The sequence below is a fragment of the Pantoea sp. C1E2 genome (assembly GCF_056491465.1).
Genome location: NZ_JBSZHT010000002.1, coordinates 3805944 through 3821333, shown reverse-complemented (window position 1 = coordinate 3821333; position 15390 = coordinate 3805944). Strand labels below are relative to the sequence as shown.

At 56.1% G+C, this 15390-nt stretch carries 16 protein-coding genes; 14 read left to right on the top strand and 2 right to left on the bottom strand.

What is annotated here, in order from left to right; translation table 11 throughout:
• The first annotated feature begins 19 nt into the window (after positions 1-19).
• The 13 genes from ACXI0A_RS18120 to fabF all read left to right on the top strand — a co-directional run bounded on the left by ACXI0A_RS18120 (position 20) and on the right by fabF (position 12873).
• Positions 20-949, top strand: coding sequence for a substrate-binding domain-containing protein (locus ACXI0A_RS18120; protein WP_476147380.1), 930 nt, complete (start codon positions 20-22; stop codon positions 947-949).
• 301 nt (positions 950-1250) lie between these two features.
• Positions 1251-2213 (top strand): LysR substrate-binding domain-containing protein, encoded by a 963-nt coding sequence (locus ACXI0A_RS18115; RefSeq protein WP_476147381.1) that lies wholly within the window; start codon positions 1251-1253, stop codon positions 2211-2213.
• Between the two features lie 406 nt (positions 2214-2619).
• On the top strand, positions 2620-4074 hold the full coding sequence (locus ACXI0A_RS18110; protein ID WP_476147382.1) for an NAD(P)-binding domain-containing protein: 1455 nt from the start codon (positions 2620-2622) through the stop codon (positions 4072-4074).
• Positions 4071-4553, top strand: a complete 483-nt coding sequence (locus ACXI0A_RS18105) for a CMD domain-containing protein (protein ID WP_476147383.1) — start codon at positions 4071-4073, stop codon at positions 4551-4553. Before ACXI0A_RS18110 ends, ACXI0A_RS18105 begins: the two co-directional genes overlap by 4 nt.
• Complete coding sequence (locus tag ACXI0A_RS18100) at positions 4550-5116, top strand: peroxidase-related enzyme (RefSeq protein ID WP_476147384.1); 567 nt, start codon at positions 4550-4552, stop codon at positions 5114-5116. The genes ACXI0A_RS18105 and ACXI0A_RS18100 overlap by 4 nt, the downstream gene beginning before the upstream one ends.
• A 12-nt stretch (positions 5117-5128) precedes the next feature.
• Complete coding sequence (locus tag ACXI0A_RS18095; RefSeq protein ID WP_476147385.1) at positions 5129-5866, top strand: ATP-binding cassette domain-containing protein; 738 nt, start codon at positions 5129-5131, stop codon at positions 5864-5866.
• Between the two features lie 20 nt (positions 5867-5886).
• On the top strand, positions 5887-6702 hold the full coding sequence (locus tag ACXI0A_RS18090; protein WP_224933553.1) for a transporter substrate-binding domain-containing protein: 816 nt from the start codon (positions 5887-5889) through the stop codon (positions 6700-6702).
• Between the two features lie 79 nt (positions 6703-6781).
• The gene (locus tag ACXI0A_RS18085) at positions 6782-7471 is read left to right on the top strand and encodes an ABC transporter permease subunit (protein WP_476151000.1); all 690 of its coding nucleotides are present in this window, start codon (positions 6782-6784) and stop codon (positions 7469-7471) included.
• A 16-nt stretch (positions 7472-7487) separates the two neighbouring features.
• Positions 7488-8180 carry an amino acid ABC transporter permease gene (locus tag ACXI0A_RS18080; RefSeq protein ID WP_224933552.1) on the top strand — a complete coding sequence of 231 codons (693 nt, stop codon included), beginning with the start codon at positions 7488-7490 and terminating at the stop codon, positions 8178-8180.
• 287 nt (positions 8181-8467) lie between these two features.
• A complete protein-coding gene (locus ACXI0A_RS18075; protein WP_224933551.1) occupies positions 8468-9010 on the top strand; it encodes a winged helix-turn-helix transcriptional regulator in 543 nt (180 codons plus the stop codon).
• Positions 9007-10047, top strand: a complete 1041-nt coding sequence (locus ACXI0A_RS18070) for an HlyD family secretion protein (protein ID WP_476147386.1) — start codon at positions 9007-9009, stop codon at positions 10045-10047. The genes ACXI0A_RS18075 and ACXI0A_RS18070 overlap by 4 nt, the downstream gene beginning before the upstream one ends.
• The gene (locus ACXI0A_RS18065; RefSeq protein WP_476147387.1) at positions 10044-11600 is read left to right on the top strand and encodes a DHA2 family efflux MFS transporter permease subunit; all 1557 of its coding nucleotides are present in this window, start codon (positions 10044-10046) and stop codon (positions 11598-11600) included. Before ACXI0A_RS18070 ends, ACXI0A_RS18065 begins: the two co-directional genes overlap by 4 nt.
• A 10-nt stretch (positions 11601-11610) precedes the next feature.
• Positions 11611-12873, top strand: a complete 1263-nt coding sequence (gene fabF, locus ACXI0A_RS18060) for a beta-ketoacyl-ACP synthase II (RefSeq protein ID WP_476147388.1) — start codon at positions 11611-11613, stop codon at positions 12871-12873.
• An 88-nt stretch (positions 12874-12961) separates the two neighbouring features.
• On the opposite strand, the gene uxuA is transcribed toward fabF, so the two are convergent.
• Both uxuA and ACXI0A_RS18050 read right to left on the bottom strand, forming a co-directional pair.
• On the bottom strand, positions 12962-14026 hold the full coding sequence (gene uxuA, locus ACXI0A_RS18055; protein WP_476147389.1) for a mannonate dehydratase: 1065 nt from the start codon (positions 14024-14026) through the stop codon (positions 12962-12964).
• 207 nt (positions 14027-14233) lie between these two features.
• Positions 14234-14398, bottom strand: coding sequence for a hypothetical protein (locus tag ACXI0A_RS18050; protein WP_476147390.1), 165 nt, complete (start codon positions 14396-14398; stop codon positions 14234-14236).
• A gap of 22 nt (positions 14399-14420) precedes the next feature.
• Between ACXI0A_RS18050 and ACXI0A_RS18045 the strand changes: the two genes are divergently transcribed.
• Positions 14421-15368: a diguanylate cyclase domain-containing protein gene (locus ACXI0A_RS18045; protein WP_476147391.1), complete on the top strand. Its 948-nt coding sequence runs from the start codon at positions 14421-14423 to the stop codon at positions 15366-15368.
• Positions 15369-15390 lie beyond the last annotated feature (22 nt).

Genomic DNA, 15390 nt, shown 5'->3' with positions numbered 1-15390 from the left:
AATACAATAAGGTCAGATTATGCAATTGAAAAAACACCTTACCGCGCTGGCACTGCTGTGCGCGCTACCCGTGAGCGTGATGGCGAAAGACCTCAGCATTGGCGTTAGCATGGATCATTTCGATGATAATTTTCAGACCATCCTGCGCCAGGCGATGGCGAGCAAAATGAAACAACTCGGCGATGTAAAAGGGCAGTTTGAGGATGCAAAAGGGGATTCCGCACAGCAGTTGCAGCAGGTGGAATCCTTTATCGGTCAAGGGGTTGACGCCATCATTGTCACGCCCACCGATACCCAGGCAATGAAACCGATTATCGCACTGGCACAGCGATCTAACGTGCCGCTGGTGTTCGTTAACCGTCGGCCAGAAACACCGTTGAGTGATCGCATGGCCTATGTTGGATCGGATCCACGTCTGGCCGGAAAAATGCAGATGGAAGCACTGGCGAAGACGATGGGGGATAAAGGTAATGTGATGATCCTGATGGGCAATCTGTCGGGCGAAGATACCCGCGAACGCACCAAAGGGGTCGAAGAGGTGATCGCGCAGCATCCGGGCATGAAGGTGCTGGATAAGCAATCCGCACTGTTCTTCCGCAAAGAAGCCAATGATGTCACCACCAATTGGCTACTGACCGGTCAGGATATCAACGCCATCGTTGCTAACAATGATGAGATGGCGATTGGTGCCATTCTGGCGCTCAAGCAGGCGGGGGCGAAAAACGTGTTGGTAGCGGGTATTGATGGCACGCCAGATGCGCTGCAGTTCATTAAGAGTGGAGAGATGAGCCTGACGGTGTTTCAGGACGCCAAAGGGCAGGGCGATGGCGCGGTGCAATCGGCTGTTGCTCTGGTGAAAGGCGAGAAGGTGGCGAAGGATGAATTTATTCCTTATCAACTGATTAATAAGGAGAATTACAACGATTTTGCGCAGAATAAGGTGCGCTAAATATTAGGTTGCTGTTTCCGGTGCGCATTAATGCGCACCCTACAATGTTTGGTCGCTACCAGTGCGCATCCTACAATCACTGGGCGCTATCAATGCGTACTCTACAATGATCGGGCGCCACCAATGTGCATCCTGAAATGACGAGCGCTATTGATGTGCACCCTAAACTATAGATTCGCCATTAATGGCGACCACCACGCGGTTTTTCCCGCAGTGGCTAATTCGCGAAACTCTCTCTATGATGGATTTTTTCCCGCGTGATTGTCGGGAACGATCAATGACTTAGGGAAGTAACCACGCGATGACTCTGTTAAACGACCTCGATCTGCGTCAGCTGGAAGCCTTCTCGGCGGTAATTTCGGCGGGCAGCGTGACGGCGGCCGCCAAGGCACTGAACCGCTCGCAGCCCGCCGTCTCCCGCCTGATTCAGGAGCTGGAGCAGTCGCTGGGTTACCCGCTGTTTATCCGCAATGGTCCGCGCATTCATCCATCTGAAGAAGCGCTGCAGCTGCATCAGTACGTGCAGAAAGCGCTGCTGTCACTGCAACAGATTCGACTGCGCGCCCAAGAGATCGCGCATCAGCAGCATCGTCCACTCAGCATTGCCGCGACGCCAGCACTGGCCGCCGGGTTATTGCCGCAGGCGTTGGCCGCGCTAAACCTGCAAAACAAAGTGCAAATCATCAGTGAGTCCGCCGTACAGACAGCACATGCCGTGATCACCGCAGAAGCGGACATCGGCTTATGTAGCTTACCGCTGGAACATCATGCGGTGGAGTTGCACTGGATCGGGCAGTCTCAATGCGTGATTGCCCTGCCGGAAGAGGATGAGCTGGCAGTACACAGTGAGCTATCCCTCAGCCAGCTGGCGGGCCGCCGTTTAATCGCGCCATGGAGTCCGCAACGTCTGCGCGGCCGCTATGAAAAAGCATTGAAGAAGGTGAAAGCGCCACTGCTGGAAACCATCGAAACCAACTCGTCGGCGAATATTCTGGGCTGTGTGCGCGCCGGATTGGGCGTGGCGATCCTCGAACCGGTGACGGGCTGGGGTATGCCGCTGGCCGGAGTGGCGATTCGCCCGATTCAGGAAGACATTCCTTACTTCTTTGGCGTGATCACGCCGCAAGGCCGCCAGATTTCCAGCGCGGCGCAGGCACTGGTGGAAGCGCTGGCAGACGCCGCTGCTCAGCTGCTGCCAGGGTTTGAACGTCTGCCTGCCAGTGAACATCCGCGCATCATGCGAGTGATAAACCAGGAGTCATAGCGAGGCGATTTGTCGTGCCTCTAACCGCAGCATGACCACGCCAGTCAGCGCACCGTTACACTCAGAACCGAATCGCAAAAATCCTATCTCGCTACAGCGACAAAATTTATCGTGCATATCACAGCAGCTTCCTGACTCAAACTGCGCGATGAATCCCTTCATTTTCAACGCTTATAGCTTTTTCGGCATAAGATATAAGAAATCCATTGGTCAAATCCTGAGCGAGAATCTTGACTCACATTTAGGGCAAGAGGATTATGCGAAAACTTAGTTTTATTATGCGTATTGATGATTGTTGGCTGCCTATTATGCATTTTATAGATAATTAAAAAGGCAGGGTCATCGGCGCGTTTTAATCGTTTTCGCTCGCTCTCAACGCGATCGCTGACACCAGGGAAATCTCTCTATGACGTATGCCGCCAAAGGTCTTGCCGCATTAGAAGCTCAGCTTCAGCAGGATCTGGAATTTCTGGAACTGCCAGCCAAATCCTGGGTACCGGAGCGCACCTTTCAGAGTGCACCGGTACGCGATGTGGTGGTGATTGGTGCGGGCATGTGCGGTCTGGCGGCTCTCGCCAAATTACAGTTCACCGGCATCAGCAATGTGGTGGCTTATGACGCCGCCCACGCTGGACTGGAAGGTCCGTGGATCACCTTTGCGCGCATGGAAACTCTGCGCTCACCGAAAACGCTGCATGGCCCGGCACTGGGCCTCGCGCAGCTGACTTTCCGCGCCTGGTTCACGGCGCAGTGGGGCAAAGAGGCGTGGCAGGAGCTGGACAAAATCCCTAAAGCGCAGTGGATGGATTACCTGATTTGGTATCGCAAGGTGCTGAATCTGCCGGTGCACAACAACGTGCGCGTCACCAGCATTGCACAGGCCGGGGATTTGATTGCGCTGGATCTGGACGGTGCCGAAACCGATCGTGTTTACACGCGTCGTTTGGTGCTCGCCACCGGACGTTCAGGCCTCGGCGGTTTTGCCGTACCGGACTTCCTGCAAGGCATTGATCGTCAGTTCTGGGCACACTCCGCTGATGATATTGATTTCACAGCCTTAAAAGGCAAGCGCATCGCGGTGATTGGTGCAGGCGCCTCGTCGATGGATAACGCCGCCACCGCGCTGGAGCAGGGCGCTGCAGCGGTGGATCTGCTGATTCGCCGCAAAGAAATGCCACGCATCAACAAGATGACCGGCATTGGCAGCCAGGGCGTGGTGCACGGCATGCATCAGCTACCGGACGCGTGGAAGTGGAAGTTCGTCGATTACACCGCCGCGACCCAAACCCCGCCGCCGCGCTCTTCCACTCTGCGCGTATCACGCCATGAGAATGCGCGCTTCTTCCTCGATTGCGGCATCAACGCCGTCAAACAAGAAGAAGACGGCTTGCTGATTGAAACCACCCAGGGCGCACTGCGCTACGACTTCCTGATCGCCGCCACCGGCTTTACCAACGATTTCCACGGCCGCCCGGAGTTTGCCGCCATCGCGCCGCATATTCGCAGCTGGTCCGATGGCCGTTATCAACCTGAGATGGGCACACCGCGTCACAGCTTGCTGGAAGCGCCGGATCTTGGCCCTTCATTCGAGTTCCGCGAATTGACGCCCGATGCCTGCCCGATGCTGGCGCACATCCATTGCTTTAACGATGCTGCGATGCTGACGCACGGCAAAGTCTCCGGCGATATTCCTGCGGTGAGCGCCGGAGCCGATCGTCTGGTGCGCGGTATTACCGCCTCGCTGTTTGCCGAGGACGTCGAGCAGCACTACGCCAACTTACAAGCTTTTGACACCCCTGAACTACAGGGCGATGAATGGGTGGATTCAACCCCGTTACTAAAACAGGAGAACGCGTTGTGAGCGACGCTATTGATCAAGCAGCCGGATTAACACCAGAAGATGCGCTGTATCAGACGCGCCGCCTGCGTCCCGAATTTGTTGAGGGCGCGGAAGCGTGCCGTGTGTCAGTACTCGCGCCGGAAGACGATCAGGATTTACCTGCAGATCTGCGTCTGGCACTGGCGCAGCGTATGGCGGTGCTGAATTACGATGCGCCGCTGCAACGTGATTACCAGGCGCAACTGGCGGCGTTAAACCCGTCTGAAGCCCTGCTGGCCCTGGCATCGGGTTGTGCCGTTTCGGAAGAGCCGCTGGCGACGATTGCGCGCCATGCCGACATGGTCACGCAGCAGCCGATTCAGGCCACCGAGCAGCACATTCGCTTGCTGGAGCAGGCTGGTTTGAGCAATCCGCAAATCGTCGCGCTCTCTGAACTGATCGCCTTTGTTAACTTCCAGACGCGCGTGGCGGCTGGTTTACGTCTGATGAGGTCCGCATGATTCCGTCGGTTAATCTCAAGCCGCTGCACTGGCATCCGTATATCACGCCAGTGGATGTTGAACAGGCGACACCGGCGCAGCTCGATGCGATGAAAGTGACGCCGTCGAACAAGAAGATCTCCGAATACGTGCGCACATTGGTACACGATCCCGAGAGCTACACCGCACGTACCGGGCTGTTCAACGCCATCATGTATGTCGAAGATGGCCTCGATCGTGCGGATCGTGAGCTGGGCGCGTTGGGTGCTTCGATCGTCAACGGTTGCCGCTACTGTGCGGTGGTGCACGCGCGCCGTCATGCGCAGCTGGCAGAAAGTGACGCCGTGGTCAGTGCCATCTATTTTGATAGAGCGGATGTGTTAGGTGAACGCGATGCGGCGATCTACCGCTTTGCCCGTCGTTTATCGGTCACGCCGTCTGAAGCTACGCCGGAAGATGTCGCGGCACTGCGCGCCGTCGGCATGAACGATCAGGAGATTATCGATCTGATCCACGCCATCGCCATCTTTGGCTGGGCCAACCGTCTGATGCATGTGCTCGGCCATGCTGACCTGAACAAATAAGGGCTGCACCGGATGTTAGAACTCAACAATATTACGCTCTCATACGGCAGTAATCCGATCCTGAAAGGCGTCGATTTGTCGGTAAAACGTGGCGATGTGGTGTCGATCATCGGGCCAAGCGGCACCGGGAAAACCACACTGCTGCGCTGCATTAACTATCTGGCGAAGCCGTCAGCCGGGACCATCCAGCTTGATCAGATCCGCATGGATTACCAGTCACCGGATAAAGCAGCGATCCAGGCGATCCGTCTGCGCACCGCCATGGTGTTCCAGCAGTTTAACGTGTTCAAAAACATGACGGTGCTGGAAAACGTGATGGATCCGCTGATCGTGATCCAGCGTAAAACCAAACAGCAAGCGCGCGACATCGCCGTGCAGGAGCTGGAACGCGTGGGTCTGGGCGCCAAGCTTGATCACTATCCGTCGCAGCTGTCTGGTGGCCAGTTACAGCGTACCGGTATCGCCCGTGCTTTGGCGGTGCGTCCGGATGTGATGCTGTTTGATGAACCGACCTCATCGCTCGATCCCGAGCTGGTGGGTGAAGTGTTGAAAGTGATTAAAGATGTGGCGTCATCCGGCATTACCTCGCTGCTGGTGACGCACGAGATGCAGTTCGCGAAAAGCATCTCGAATCGCATCGTGTTTATGGATCAAGGTGTGGTAGCTGCGCAGGGGACTCCAGCAGAGATGTTTGATAACCCATCCCTGCCGCGCCTTGCCCAGTTCCTCAACTCAGAAAAAGTATTCTAATAATTAAAGGAATCAGAGACATGCCTGCAATCAAAACTACATTACGTCGCCTCGCCGCGCCTGGCATCATCGCACTGGCCCTGATCAGCGGTAACAGCTTTGCTGACGCGGTACGCACCATCAAAATTGCTACTGCTGCAGAATCCAAACCGTTGTCATGGGGCGCAATCGGTCACGAACCAGAGGGCTACGAGCCGGACGTGCTGAAAGCCATCAACGCGAAACTGCCACAGTACAAATTCGTGATGGAAGGCGCTGCGGATATCGCGCAGGAAACTGGCCTGGTGACCGGCAAATACGACATGGCGACCGGCGGTTACTACAAAGCGCCAGCGCGCAGCAAACAGTTCCTGATCCCGGATGCGCCAATCGGTGCCAGCCTGATGAAGATCTACAGCCGCAGCGATAGCAATATCAACGGCATGAAAGATCTGGTCGGCAAGAACATCGTGCCTGTCACCGCAGGTGGTGGCGTGTATAAGTTCGTCACCCAGTGGCAGCAGGATAACCCAAACGACAAAATCACCATCAAAGCGTCCAGCGCCGGTGTGCCTTACCCGGATCGTCTGAAAGAAGTGCAGAACGGTAAATATGACGCGCTGATCCTGCCTTCAAACCTCGGTGAGCAGACGGTGATCGACAACCAGAAGCTGGCGATCAAAGCCAGTGAGCCGGTGGTGATCAACAATACCTATGTACTGATCCACCGCTCGGCTGAAAACCAGGCGCTGAACGATGACATCACCAAAACCCTGCAAGAGCTGAAGGCGGACGGCACGCTGGATAAGCTGGCGCAGAAATGGTTTGGCGAAGAAGTCACCAAGTACATGAAGTAATAGATTCACTGCGCCCGGTGTTGAGCCGGGCGCATGCTGTCCTTTTTAGCAGGAGTGTTTCACCGTGAATCTATCCTCCATGATTCCAGAACTGCTGTCGGCGCTGCCTTTGACGCTCGGCATCATGTTTGTGGCGATGATTGTCGGGTTCTTTCTGGCGCTGATCGCGACGTTTTTCCGCGTGCGCCGTATTCCCGTGATCAGCCAGCTGGCCGATCTCTACGTTTCCTATGCGCGCAGCGTGCCCGTGGTGCTGCAGCTGTTTGTGGCTTTCTACGGCATGCCACTGATCACCGATAACTTTGGTTTTGGTGACTTCTTTACCGCCAACGTGGCGGCGATGATCGGCCTGAGCCTGTATCACGGCGGTTACTTATCGGAAGTGATGCGCCCGGCGTACCTTGCGGTTGAGCGTGGTCAGCACGATGCCACCGACAGTCTTGGCTACAGCTTCCGTCAGAAAATGCTGCGAGTGATTGGCCCGCAGGCGGTGCACTTTGCGCTGCCGGGTTACGGTAATGCGATTATCTATCTGATTCACAATGTGGCGCTGGTGATGTACATCGGTGCGGCAGATGTGATGGCGACCGCGCACCTGATTATGGAACGCGATTACAACCAGTATCAGTTCGGCACCTATCTGGTGTTGGCCGTGTTCTATTCACTGCTGTGCGGTGTGGCGTGGCTGGTTATCCGCTTCTTTGAACAACGTCATGCGAAGTACAGCTCGAAGTCTGCGCCGCGCGTGAAGTTCACCACCAGCGTCTGAGTGAGGGAGAAAAACCATGTTTGATGCTGAGGTTTTGCTGCCGGACTTCTGGAGCATTCTTGATGCGGTGCCAGTGACGCTGCTGATGGCCGTTACGGTATTTATTTGTTCAACGCTGTTAGGCGGGTTGTTTGCCTTTATTGAACATCGCCGCATTCCGGTGCTGCGCCAGCTGGTGATTACCTACAAAATTGCCTTCAAAGGCGTGCCGATGGTGGTGGTGATATTTCTCGCCTATTACGGTTTGCCACCGGCGCTGCACTTTGTTGCCACGCTGTTTGGCGTAGAGGTCAATGCTCACTCATTGCCAAACTGGGTGATCATCATTGTGGCGCTGAGTGCCTGCGTAGCGGCGTTCCAGGCTGAAGTGTGGAAAGGCGCGCTGAACTCGTTCGACACCGGACAATCGGATGCCGCTTTGTCACTCGGCTACAGCGGTGGACAGCTGTTCCGTCGGGTGATGTTCCCGCAAATCATCGTGGCAGCGATCCCCGATCTGGCGAATGCCTTTATGGTGATCATGAAAGCCCTGTCGCTGGCGTTTGCGATTGAAGTGGTGGATATCTTTGCTCAGGCGCAGTTGACGGCGGCACTGAACTTCTACTATCTCGAAGCCTTCCTGATTGCGGTGGTGTTCTACATGGTGATTGCGTATGTGGTCACTAAGATCGCCGACAAGATCGAGGCGGCGCTGCGCGTGCGCACCTGAAGATTGATAAGTTGTGATGAAACGGCAGCCCATGTGGCTGCCGTTTTTTTTGCATAAATACGTCAGGAATCCAGTGCGGCCTATTGCCAGGAGCGCATGAATGCGCCCCCTACGGGATGCAATGCGGTCTTTTACCTGCACCCCTACGTGAGCATAAGTATTTGTAGGGGGCGCATTTATGCGCTCCTGGATAATAAATACCATGACTATCATTTCGCAAGTTACTTGCAAAATGAAAGTCACTCTGCAACAGTACTCCGCATTAGACACTGTCCGGAATACCCACCATGAAAAACGAACCGCTCTATCAAATGGCTTGCCCGGTTGCGCGCAGCCTTGGCCGCGTCGGCGATGGCTGGAGCATGCTGATCATGCGCGATGCGCTGGCCGGCTTTACCCGTTTTGATGAGTTTCAGAAAAACAGCGGCGTGGCGCCGAACATCCTCTCGCGTCGCTTAAAAGAGCTGGTGGAAGATGGTTTGCTGGAAAAGGTGTGTTACAGCACTACGCCAGTGCGCTACGAATATCAGCTCACCCCCGCCGGGCGCGATTTGCGCGGTGTGATCGTGGCGCTGGCCGAGTGGGGCAGTACTCACTTCTCGCCGGAAGGGCGGCAAATGCAACTGGTGGAAACCGCGACGCAGCGTCCGGTGAAACCGCAACTGGTCGATAGCGAAAACGGCCAACCGCTCACCAGCGATAAATACCAAATGGTGCCCGGACCGGCAGCGGCGCCGATCATGCACTATCGCCATGATTATCTGCAGAAAAAACGTGCGGGTGACAGCACGCTGAAATTTGCCCCGCCTGCTACAGAGAAGCAGCCATGACCCGCACGCGCAAAAAATCGGCCCTGCTGCTGGCAGTGGCGATCGGCGGTATAGCGGCGGCAGGTTACGGCTACTACTGGTGGCACACCGCGCGCTTTATGCCTTCCACCGATGATGCCTATGTCGGCGCAGATATCAGCGCCATCTCCGCCAAAGTGTCCGGCTACATCCACACGCTAGCGGTGCAGGACAACGCACAGGTGAAAAAAGGCGATCTGCTGGTGCAGTTGGATAACCGTGATTATCTGGCGGCAGTGGATCAGGCGGCGGGGGAAGTGGCCGCACAGCAGGCCGCGTTAAGTGATATCGCCGCCACGCGCCAGCTGCAACTTGCCACTATTGCGGGCACGCACGCCTCTCTGCTGGCGGCACAGGCGGTGACGCTGAAAACCACCTCCGACCAGCGCCGTTACAGTGCGCTGGCCAGCAGCTCAGCGGTGTCACAACAGATCCGCGATCATGCCCAAGCCGATTACCATCAGGCAATGGCCGAAGAGAGTAAAACACGCGCCGATAAAACCGTTGCCGAGCGTCAGTTGCAGGTGCTGGATGCCCGTGAGCAGCAGGCCAAAGCAGCATTGACCCAGGCGCAAGCCGGGCTGGCGATGGCCAGGCTCAATCTTGAATACACCGAAATCCGCGCTCCTTTTGATGGCGTGGTGGGCAATCGCCGCGCGTGGTCAGGTTCGTTTGTCAGCAGCGGCACGCAACTACTGTCGCTGGTGCCTGCGCAGGGATTGTGGATCGATGCCAACTTCAAAGAGAGTCAGCTGGCTAAGATGAAGCCGGGACAGCCTGCGCGCATCGTCGCTGATGTATTACCCGGCCGCACCTTTAACGGCCACGTTGGCAGCCTGTCGCCAGCCACCGGTTCGCGCTTCAGCATTCTTCCGGCGGAAAACGCCACGGGCAACTTCACCAAAATCGTCCAGCGTGTGCCGGTGCGTATTGTGCTGGACGGCGATGCGGCGGTTCTGGGTCTATTACGCCCAGGTCTTTCCGTCACGGTGACGGTGGATGAGAGAAGCGCGCGATGAGCAGCGTTGCCGCACCCTGGTTGTCTCCGGCGGAGATGCCGGTGAACAAGAAGGTGTTCGCCTTTGCCACGATGTGCATCGGCATGTTTATCGCCTTGCTGGATATCCAGATTGTCTCCGCCTCGTTGCAGGATATCGGCGGTGGTTTATCGGCGGGTGACGACGAAACGGTATGGGTGCAAACCAGCTATCTGATCGCTGAAATCATCATTATTCCGCTCTCCGGTTGGCTGGCGAGCGTGATGTCAACGCGCTGGCTGTTTGCCGCGTCGGCGTGCGGCTTCACGCTGATGAGCTTGCTGTGCGCCTGGGCGTGGAATATCCAAAGTATGATCGCCTTCCGCGCTTTGCAGGGGCTGGCGGGCGGTTCGATGATCCCGCTGGTGTTCACCACCGCGTTTACTTTTTTTCAGGGTAAGCAGCGGGTGATTGCCGCCGCCACAGTGGGCGCGCTGGCGTCGTTAGCCCCGACATTGGGTCCAACGGTGGGCGGGTGGATCACTGAAAACTTTAGCTGGCACTGGCTGTTTTACATCAACATTATCCCCGGCATCTACATCGCGATTGCGGTCCCAATACTGGTGAAGATCGACTCGCCGAATCCCGAGTTACTGCGCGGTGCGGATTACTTCAGCATTGTTTTGCTAGCGCTATCATTGGGCTGTCTGGAGTACACCCTGGAAGAGGGGCCGCGCTGGGGCTGGTTTGACGATAGCACCATCACCACCACGGGCTGGGTCGCACTGCTGTGTGGCGTGCTGTTTATCTTCCGCACGTTGAACCACGCGAAGCCGATCATGGATCTGCGCGCGTTGAAGGATCCAAGCTTTAGCCTCGGCTGTTATTTTTCGTTTATGGCCGGGGTCGGCATCTTTGCCACCATCTATCTCACACCGCTGTTTCTCAGCCAGGTGCGCGGCTTTAGTGCGCTGGAGATTGGGTTGGCGATCTTCTCCACCGGCATCTTTCAGATCCTGTCGATCCCGTTTTATGCGTGGCTGGCGAATCGCGTCGATCTGCGCATTTTGCTGGCGTTTGGCCTGATAAGTTTTGGTGCGTCGATGTTCTTCTTCGTGCCGATCACCCACGACTGGGGCGCAAAAGAGTTGCTGTTCCCGCAGGCGTTTCGCGGTATGGCGCAGCAGTTTGCGGTAGCGCCCACTGTGACGTTAACGCTCGGCAGCTTGCCGCCCGCACGACTAAAATTAGCCTCAGGACTGTTTAATTTGATGCGGAACCTCGGTGGCGCGATCGGTATTGCGCTGTGCGGCACCGTGCTCAATGACCGCACCAATCTGCACTTTAGCCGCCTGGCTGATCACCTCAACAGCGCCAGTTTATCGCTTGGTGACTATCTGCAATCGCGCACCGCAGCCCTGATTTTCAACGGATTAAGCCCGGATGCGGCGCACACAGCGGCGCTGCAATCACTGGCCTCACTCACCCTGCGCGAGGCGCGCACGCAGGCTTTTTCGGACGTATTCTGGCTAATCATGGTCGGATTTTGTATTGCTGCGCTGCTGGTTCCTTTGATGAAAAAGCCCGCGGCTTAAGGAGTTATCGATGAAACGTATTGTGATTACAGGTATGGGGATAGTTTCCCCGCTCGGCTGCGGTACGGAAGCGGTGTGGCAATCACTGCTGGCCGGGAAATCCGGCATCAGCGCTCTACCGAAAGAGATGGTGCAGGACATCAGCTGCAAAGTCGCCGGACAGGTGCCCACGCTGGAACAAGATCCGCAGCATGGCTTCGATCCCGAACGCGTGATTGCGCCGAAAGATCGCAAGAAAATGGATCGCTTTATTGAGTTCGCGCTGGTGGCGGCGCACGAAGCGCTGACGCAAGCCAACTGGTTCCCGCAGGATGAGACCGATCGCCAGCGCACCGCGACGGTGATCGCCACTGGAATCGGTGGTTTCAACGAGATCGCCAATGCGGTGGAAACCACCGCCAATCGCGGCCCGCGTCGCTTATCGCCGTTTACTATTCCCTCCTTCCTCGCCAATCTGGCGGCGGGACATGTATCGATTGCCCATGGTTTTCGTGGCCCGATTGGCGCTCCGGTAACGGCGTGCGCGGCGGGAGCGCAGGCGATTGGCGATGCGGCACGATTGATCCGCAGCGGCGAAGCAGACATAGCGCTGTGCGGCGGCACCGAGGCGGCGATCCATCGCGTGAGTCTGGCGGGCTTTGCTGCCGCGAAAGCGATGTCAGGTGGATTTAACGATCATCCTGAGCAGGCGTCTCGTCCGTTTGATCGTGACCGCGACGGCTTTGTCATGGGCGAGGGCGCAGGCCTGCTGGTGATTGAATCGCTGGAGCATGCGCAGGCACGCGGGGCGACACCGCTGGCGGAGTTAGTCGGCTACGGCACCAGCGCCGATGCGTACCATCTCACAGCCGGTCCGGAAACCGGCGAAGGGGCGCGCCGCGCGATGGAAACCGCGCTGGCGCAGGCGGGCATCGGCCCTGCAGAGGTGCAGCATATCAACGCTCATGCCACTTCCACGCCAGTGGGTGATAAGGGCGAACTGGCAGCAATCCGCACGCTGTTTGCCGGCAGCAATGTGGCGATCACCTCGACCAAATCCGCCACCGGACATCTGTTAGGCGCAGCGGGCGGCGTGGAGGCGATCTTCTCGATCCTTGCGCTGCGCGATCAGATCGCACCGCCAACGCTCAATCTGCTGCACCCCGATGAAGCCGCAGCGGGGCTCAATCTGGTGGCGCTGAAACCCCTGCCGATGGCGATGCAGTATGTGCTGTCGAACGGTTTTGGTTTCGGCGGGGTGAATGCCAGCTTGCTGTTTAAGGGCTGGGCATAAGTTTTCATTTAACATTTTGGGATGTCGATTAAAGACTTAGGGCAATAAAAAAGGCCGCTGTTATCAGCGGCCTAAAGGGTGGGGTGAATTAGCGTTTATCCAACGCTTCCCACAGGCCCATCAGGTAAGTGGTACCCAGCGCGCGGTCATATAAACCGTAGCCCGGACGTCCGGTTTCGCCCCAGATAAAGCGGCCGTGATCGGAACGGATGTAGCCATCGAAGCCGTTGTCATGCATCGATTGCAGCACTTTGTACATATCCAGCGAGCCGTACTCCGTGGGATGCGCGCACTCGTAGAAATCTTTGTCCTGAATAATCTTGATGTTACGCACGTGCGCAAAGGGAATACGTTTGCGACGTGAGAACTCAGCCAGAATGCCGTACACATCATTCTGCGGATCTTCCGCAATCGATCCGGTACACAGCGTGATGCCGTTGGCTTCCGAATCCACCACGTTGCAGATCCAATCGAGATCCTCGCGATTCTTGACGATGCGCGGCAGGCCAAAGATCGAATACGGTGGATCGTCCGGGTGGATCGCCATCTTCACGCCGACTTCTTCACACACCGGGATCACCGCTTTCAGGAAGTAAGCGAGGTTTTCACGCAGCTTGTTGTCATCTACGTCTTTGTACTGGGCAAACAGATCCTGCACCTTCGCCAGACGCTCTGGCTCCCAGCCCGGCAGCGCGAAACCGTTCGAGTTGCCCAACACTTCCTGCACCACTTCGTCGAGGCTCTTATCGATGCCTTTCTTCTCGAACGCCATGGTGAGTGAGCCGTCTGGCAACACGTAATTCATGTCGGTCTTCATCCAGTCAAACACTGGCATGAAGTTGTAGCAGATCACTTTCACGCCGACTTCAGCGAGGTTGCGAATGCTCAGCTTGTAGTTCTCAATGTATTGATCGCGGCTCGGCAGGCCGATCTTGATGTCATCATGAATGTTGACGCTCTCGATCACTTCCACCGTCAGACCGGCGGCATGTACCTGATCAACCAGTGCTTTGATCTTATCTTTCGGCCAGGTTTCCCCGACCGGCACGTCATACAGCGCGCCCACCACGCCACGTACACCCGGTACCTGGCGAATATATTCCAGCGAAACTTTATCTTCTTTGGGACCAAACCAACGCATTGTCAGTTGCATAATCTCATCCACCGTCATCGTGTTGCTGCGATAACTGTTAAACTACCATTCTAGTAAACATGATCCCAGCATTGACCCGCGAATATCTCTTGATCCGCGTCACAGAACACAATTTCTTAGTCGAGGCAGAAGGAGTGGGGGATTTGTGAGGCCTGACTGTCACGCGGACGCTAACGCAAAGAGAACGATTAGGAGAGGTGCGTCATTTTAGCGGCGCGCTTTCGACTGCCTGACGGGATTAAAGAAAGTTTTGTTAGCTGAAATAACCTCAATGCTTCGCCGTTCACTCTGAGCTTGATGCAATTTCCCGCTGCTAATCGGCTTTTCAATTGTTTTATTTATCAGAAACTTCCAGGCAGGCAAAATAGTCATTATTTCCTCTCCGTCAGCCATCATGTCCGAAGAAGCGCTACGTCAGCAGGTCCAGAACCTGAAAAAGCATAATGCGCGCTTAAAGCGCATAGCGCATGACGCGCGTAACAAGCTGAGTGCAGCGCTGGACGGAACCGGTTTATGTTTGTGGCAGCTGGATATTCCCAGCGGCAAGCTAGTGATTTTCAATCGACGCTGGGGTTCGATGCTGGGTTTCCAGCCGAAAGAGACCAAAGCGCAGTTTGAAGTCTGGCGCGAACGCCTGCACCCCGATGACGCCGATGAAGTGCTCAAGGCGTTTTACGATCATATCGAAGGGCGCGCACCTTACTATGAAGCGTTGCATCGCATGCTGGGTAAGAACGATAAAATTACCTGGGTGCTGGATCGCGGGCGCGTCACCGAATGGGATGAAGAGGGCAATCCGCTTAAAGTCACCGGCACGCATATCGATATGACCAAGGAGAAGCAGTATGAAGCGCAGCTCTCTTCTCTGGCTCATCACGATCCGCTTACCGGCCTGACCAACCGCCACGCGCTGCATACCCAATTCACTAAAATGAAAGCGCAGGGACCGCTGTGCGTGGCCTTTATCGATCTCGATAACTTTAAGCATGTGAACGACACGCTGGGCCATCGCAGTGGCGATGAAGTGCTGATTCAACTCAGTCAGCGCATTCTTGACCAGGTGCCACCAAACGTGGTGGTGGGCCGTTTAGGTGGTGATGAGTTTGTGCTGCTGATGCCGTTCCTGATCGACTTCCCCAAAGTACGCATCATGATGCAGGCGGTGCTGGATGCTGCGCTGACGCCGTTCGATGTCGATAACGGCCATGCGCAGATTGGTGCTTCTATTGGTGTGGCGACGGTGCAACCGCACTTTAACTTCGATGAAGCGTTAACACGTGCGGATGAAGCGATGTACCACATCAAGAAGAACGGCAAACACGGGTTTGGATTAGCAGGATAGTCTTTTGTTGCTGGGGACACCG

What these genes read in the sequence shown, in the direction of transcription:
- ACXI0A_RS18120 (WP_476147380.1), top strand. Translation starts at nt 20, where the DNA reads ATGCAATTGAAAAAACACCTTACCGCGCTGGCACTGCTGTGCGCGCTA.
- ACXI0A_RS18070 (WP_476147386.1), top strand. Translation starts at nt 9,007, where the DNA reads ATGACCCGCACGCGCAAAAAATCGGCCCTGCTGCTGGCAGTGGCGATC.
- ACXI0A_RS18065 (WP_476147387.1), top strand. Translation starts at nt 10,044, where the DNA reads ATGAGCAGCGTTGCCGCACCCTGGTTGTCTCCGGCGGAGATGCCGGTG.
- ACXI0A_RS18080 (WP_224933552.1), top strand. Translation starts at nt 7,488, where the DNA reads ATGTTTGATGCTGAGGTTTTGCTGCCGGACTTCTGGAGCATTCTTGAT.
- ACXI0A_RS18095 (WP_476147385.1), top strand. Translation starts at nt 5,129, where the DNA reads ATGTTAGAACTCAACAATATTACGCTCTCATACGGCAGTAATCCGATC.
- ACXI0A_RS18115 (WP_476147381.1), top strand. Translation starts at nt 1,251, where the DNA reads ATGACTCTGTTAAACGACCTCGATCTGCGTCAGCTGGAAGCCTTCTCG.
- ACXI0A_RS18090 (WP_224933553.1), top strand. Translation starts at nt 5,887, where the DNA reads ATGCCTGCAATCAAAACTACATTACGTCGCCTCGCCGCGCCTGGCATC.
- fabF (WP_476147388.1), top strand. Translation starts at nt 11,611, where the DNA reads ATGAAACGTATTGTGATTACAGGTATGGGGATAGTTTCCCCGCTCGGC.
- ACXI0A_RS18075 (WP_224933551.1), top strand. Translation starts at nt 8,468, where the DNA reads ATGAAAAACGAACCGCTCTATCAAATGGCTTGCCCGGTTGCGCGCAGC.
- ACXI0A_RS18045 (WP_476147391.1), top strand. Translation starts at nt 14,421, where the DNA reads ATGTCCGAAGAAGCGCTACGTCAGCAGGTCCAGAACCTGAAAAAGCAT.
- ACXI0A_RS18110 (WP_476147382.1), top strand. Translation starts at nt 2,620, where the DNA reads ATGACGTATGCCGCCAAAGGTCTTGCCGCATTAGAAGCTCAGCTTCAG.
- ACXI0A_RS18050 (WP_476147390.1), bottom strand. Translation starts at nt 14,398, where the DNA reads ATGACTATTTTGCCTGCCTGGAAGTTTCTGATAAATAAAACAATTGAA.
- ACXI0A_RS18085 (WP_476151000.1), top strand. Translation starts at nt 6,782, where the DNA reads ATGATTCCAGAACTGCTGTCGGCGCTGCCTTTGACGCTCGGCATCATG.
- uxuA (WP_476147389.1), bottom strand. Translation starts at nt 14,026, where the DNA reads ATGCAACTGACAATGCGTTGGTTTGGTCCCAAAGAAGATAAAGTTTCG.
- ACXI0A_RS18100 (WP_476147384.1), top strand. Translation starts at nt 4,550, where the DNA reads ATGATTCCGTCGGTTAATCTCAAGCCGCTGCACTGGCATCCGTATATC.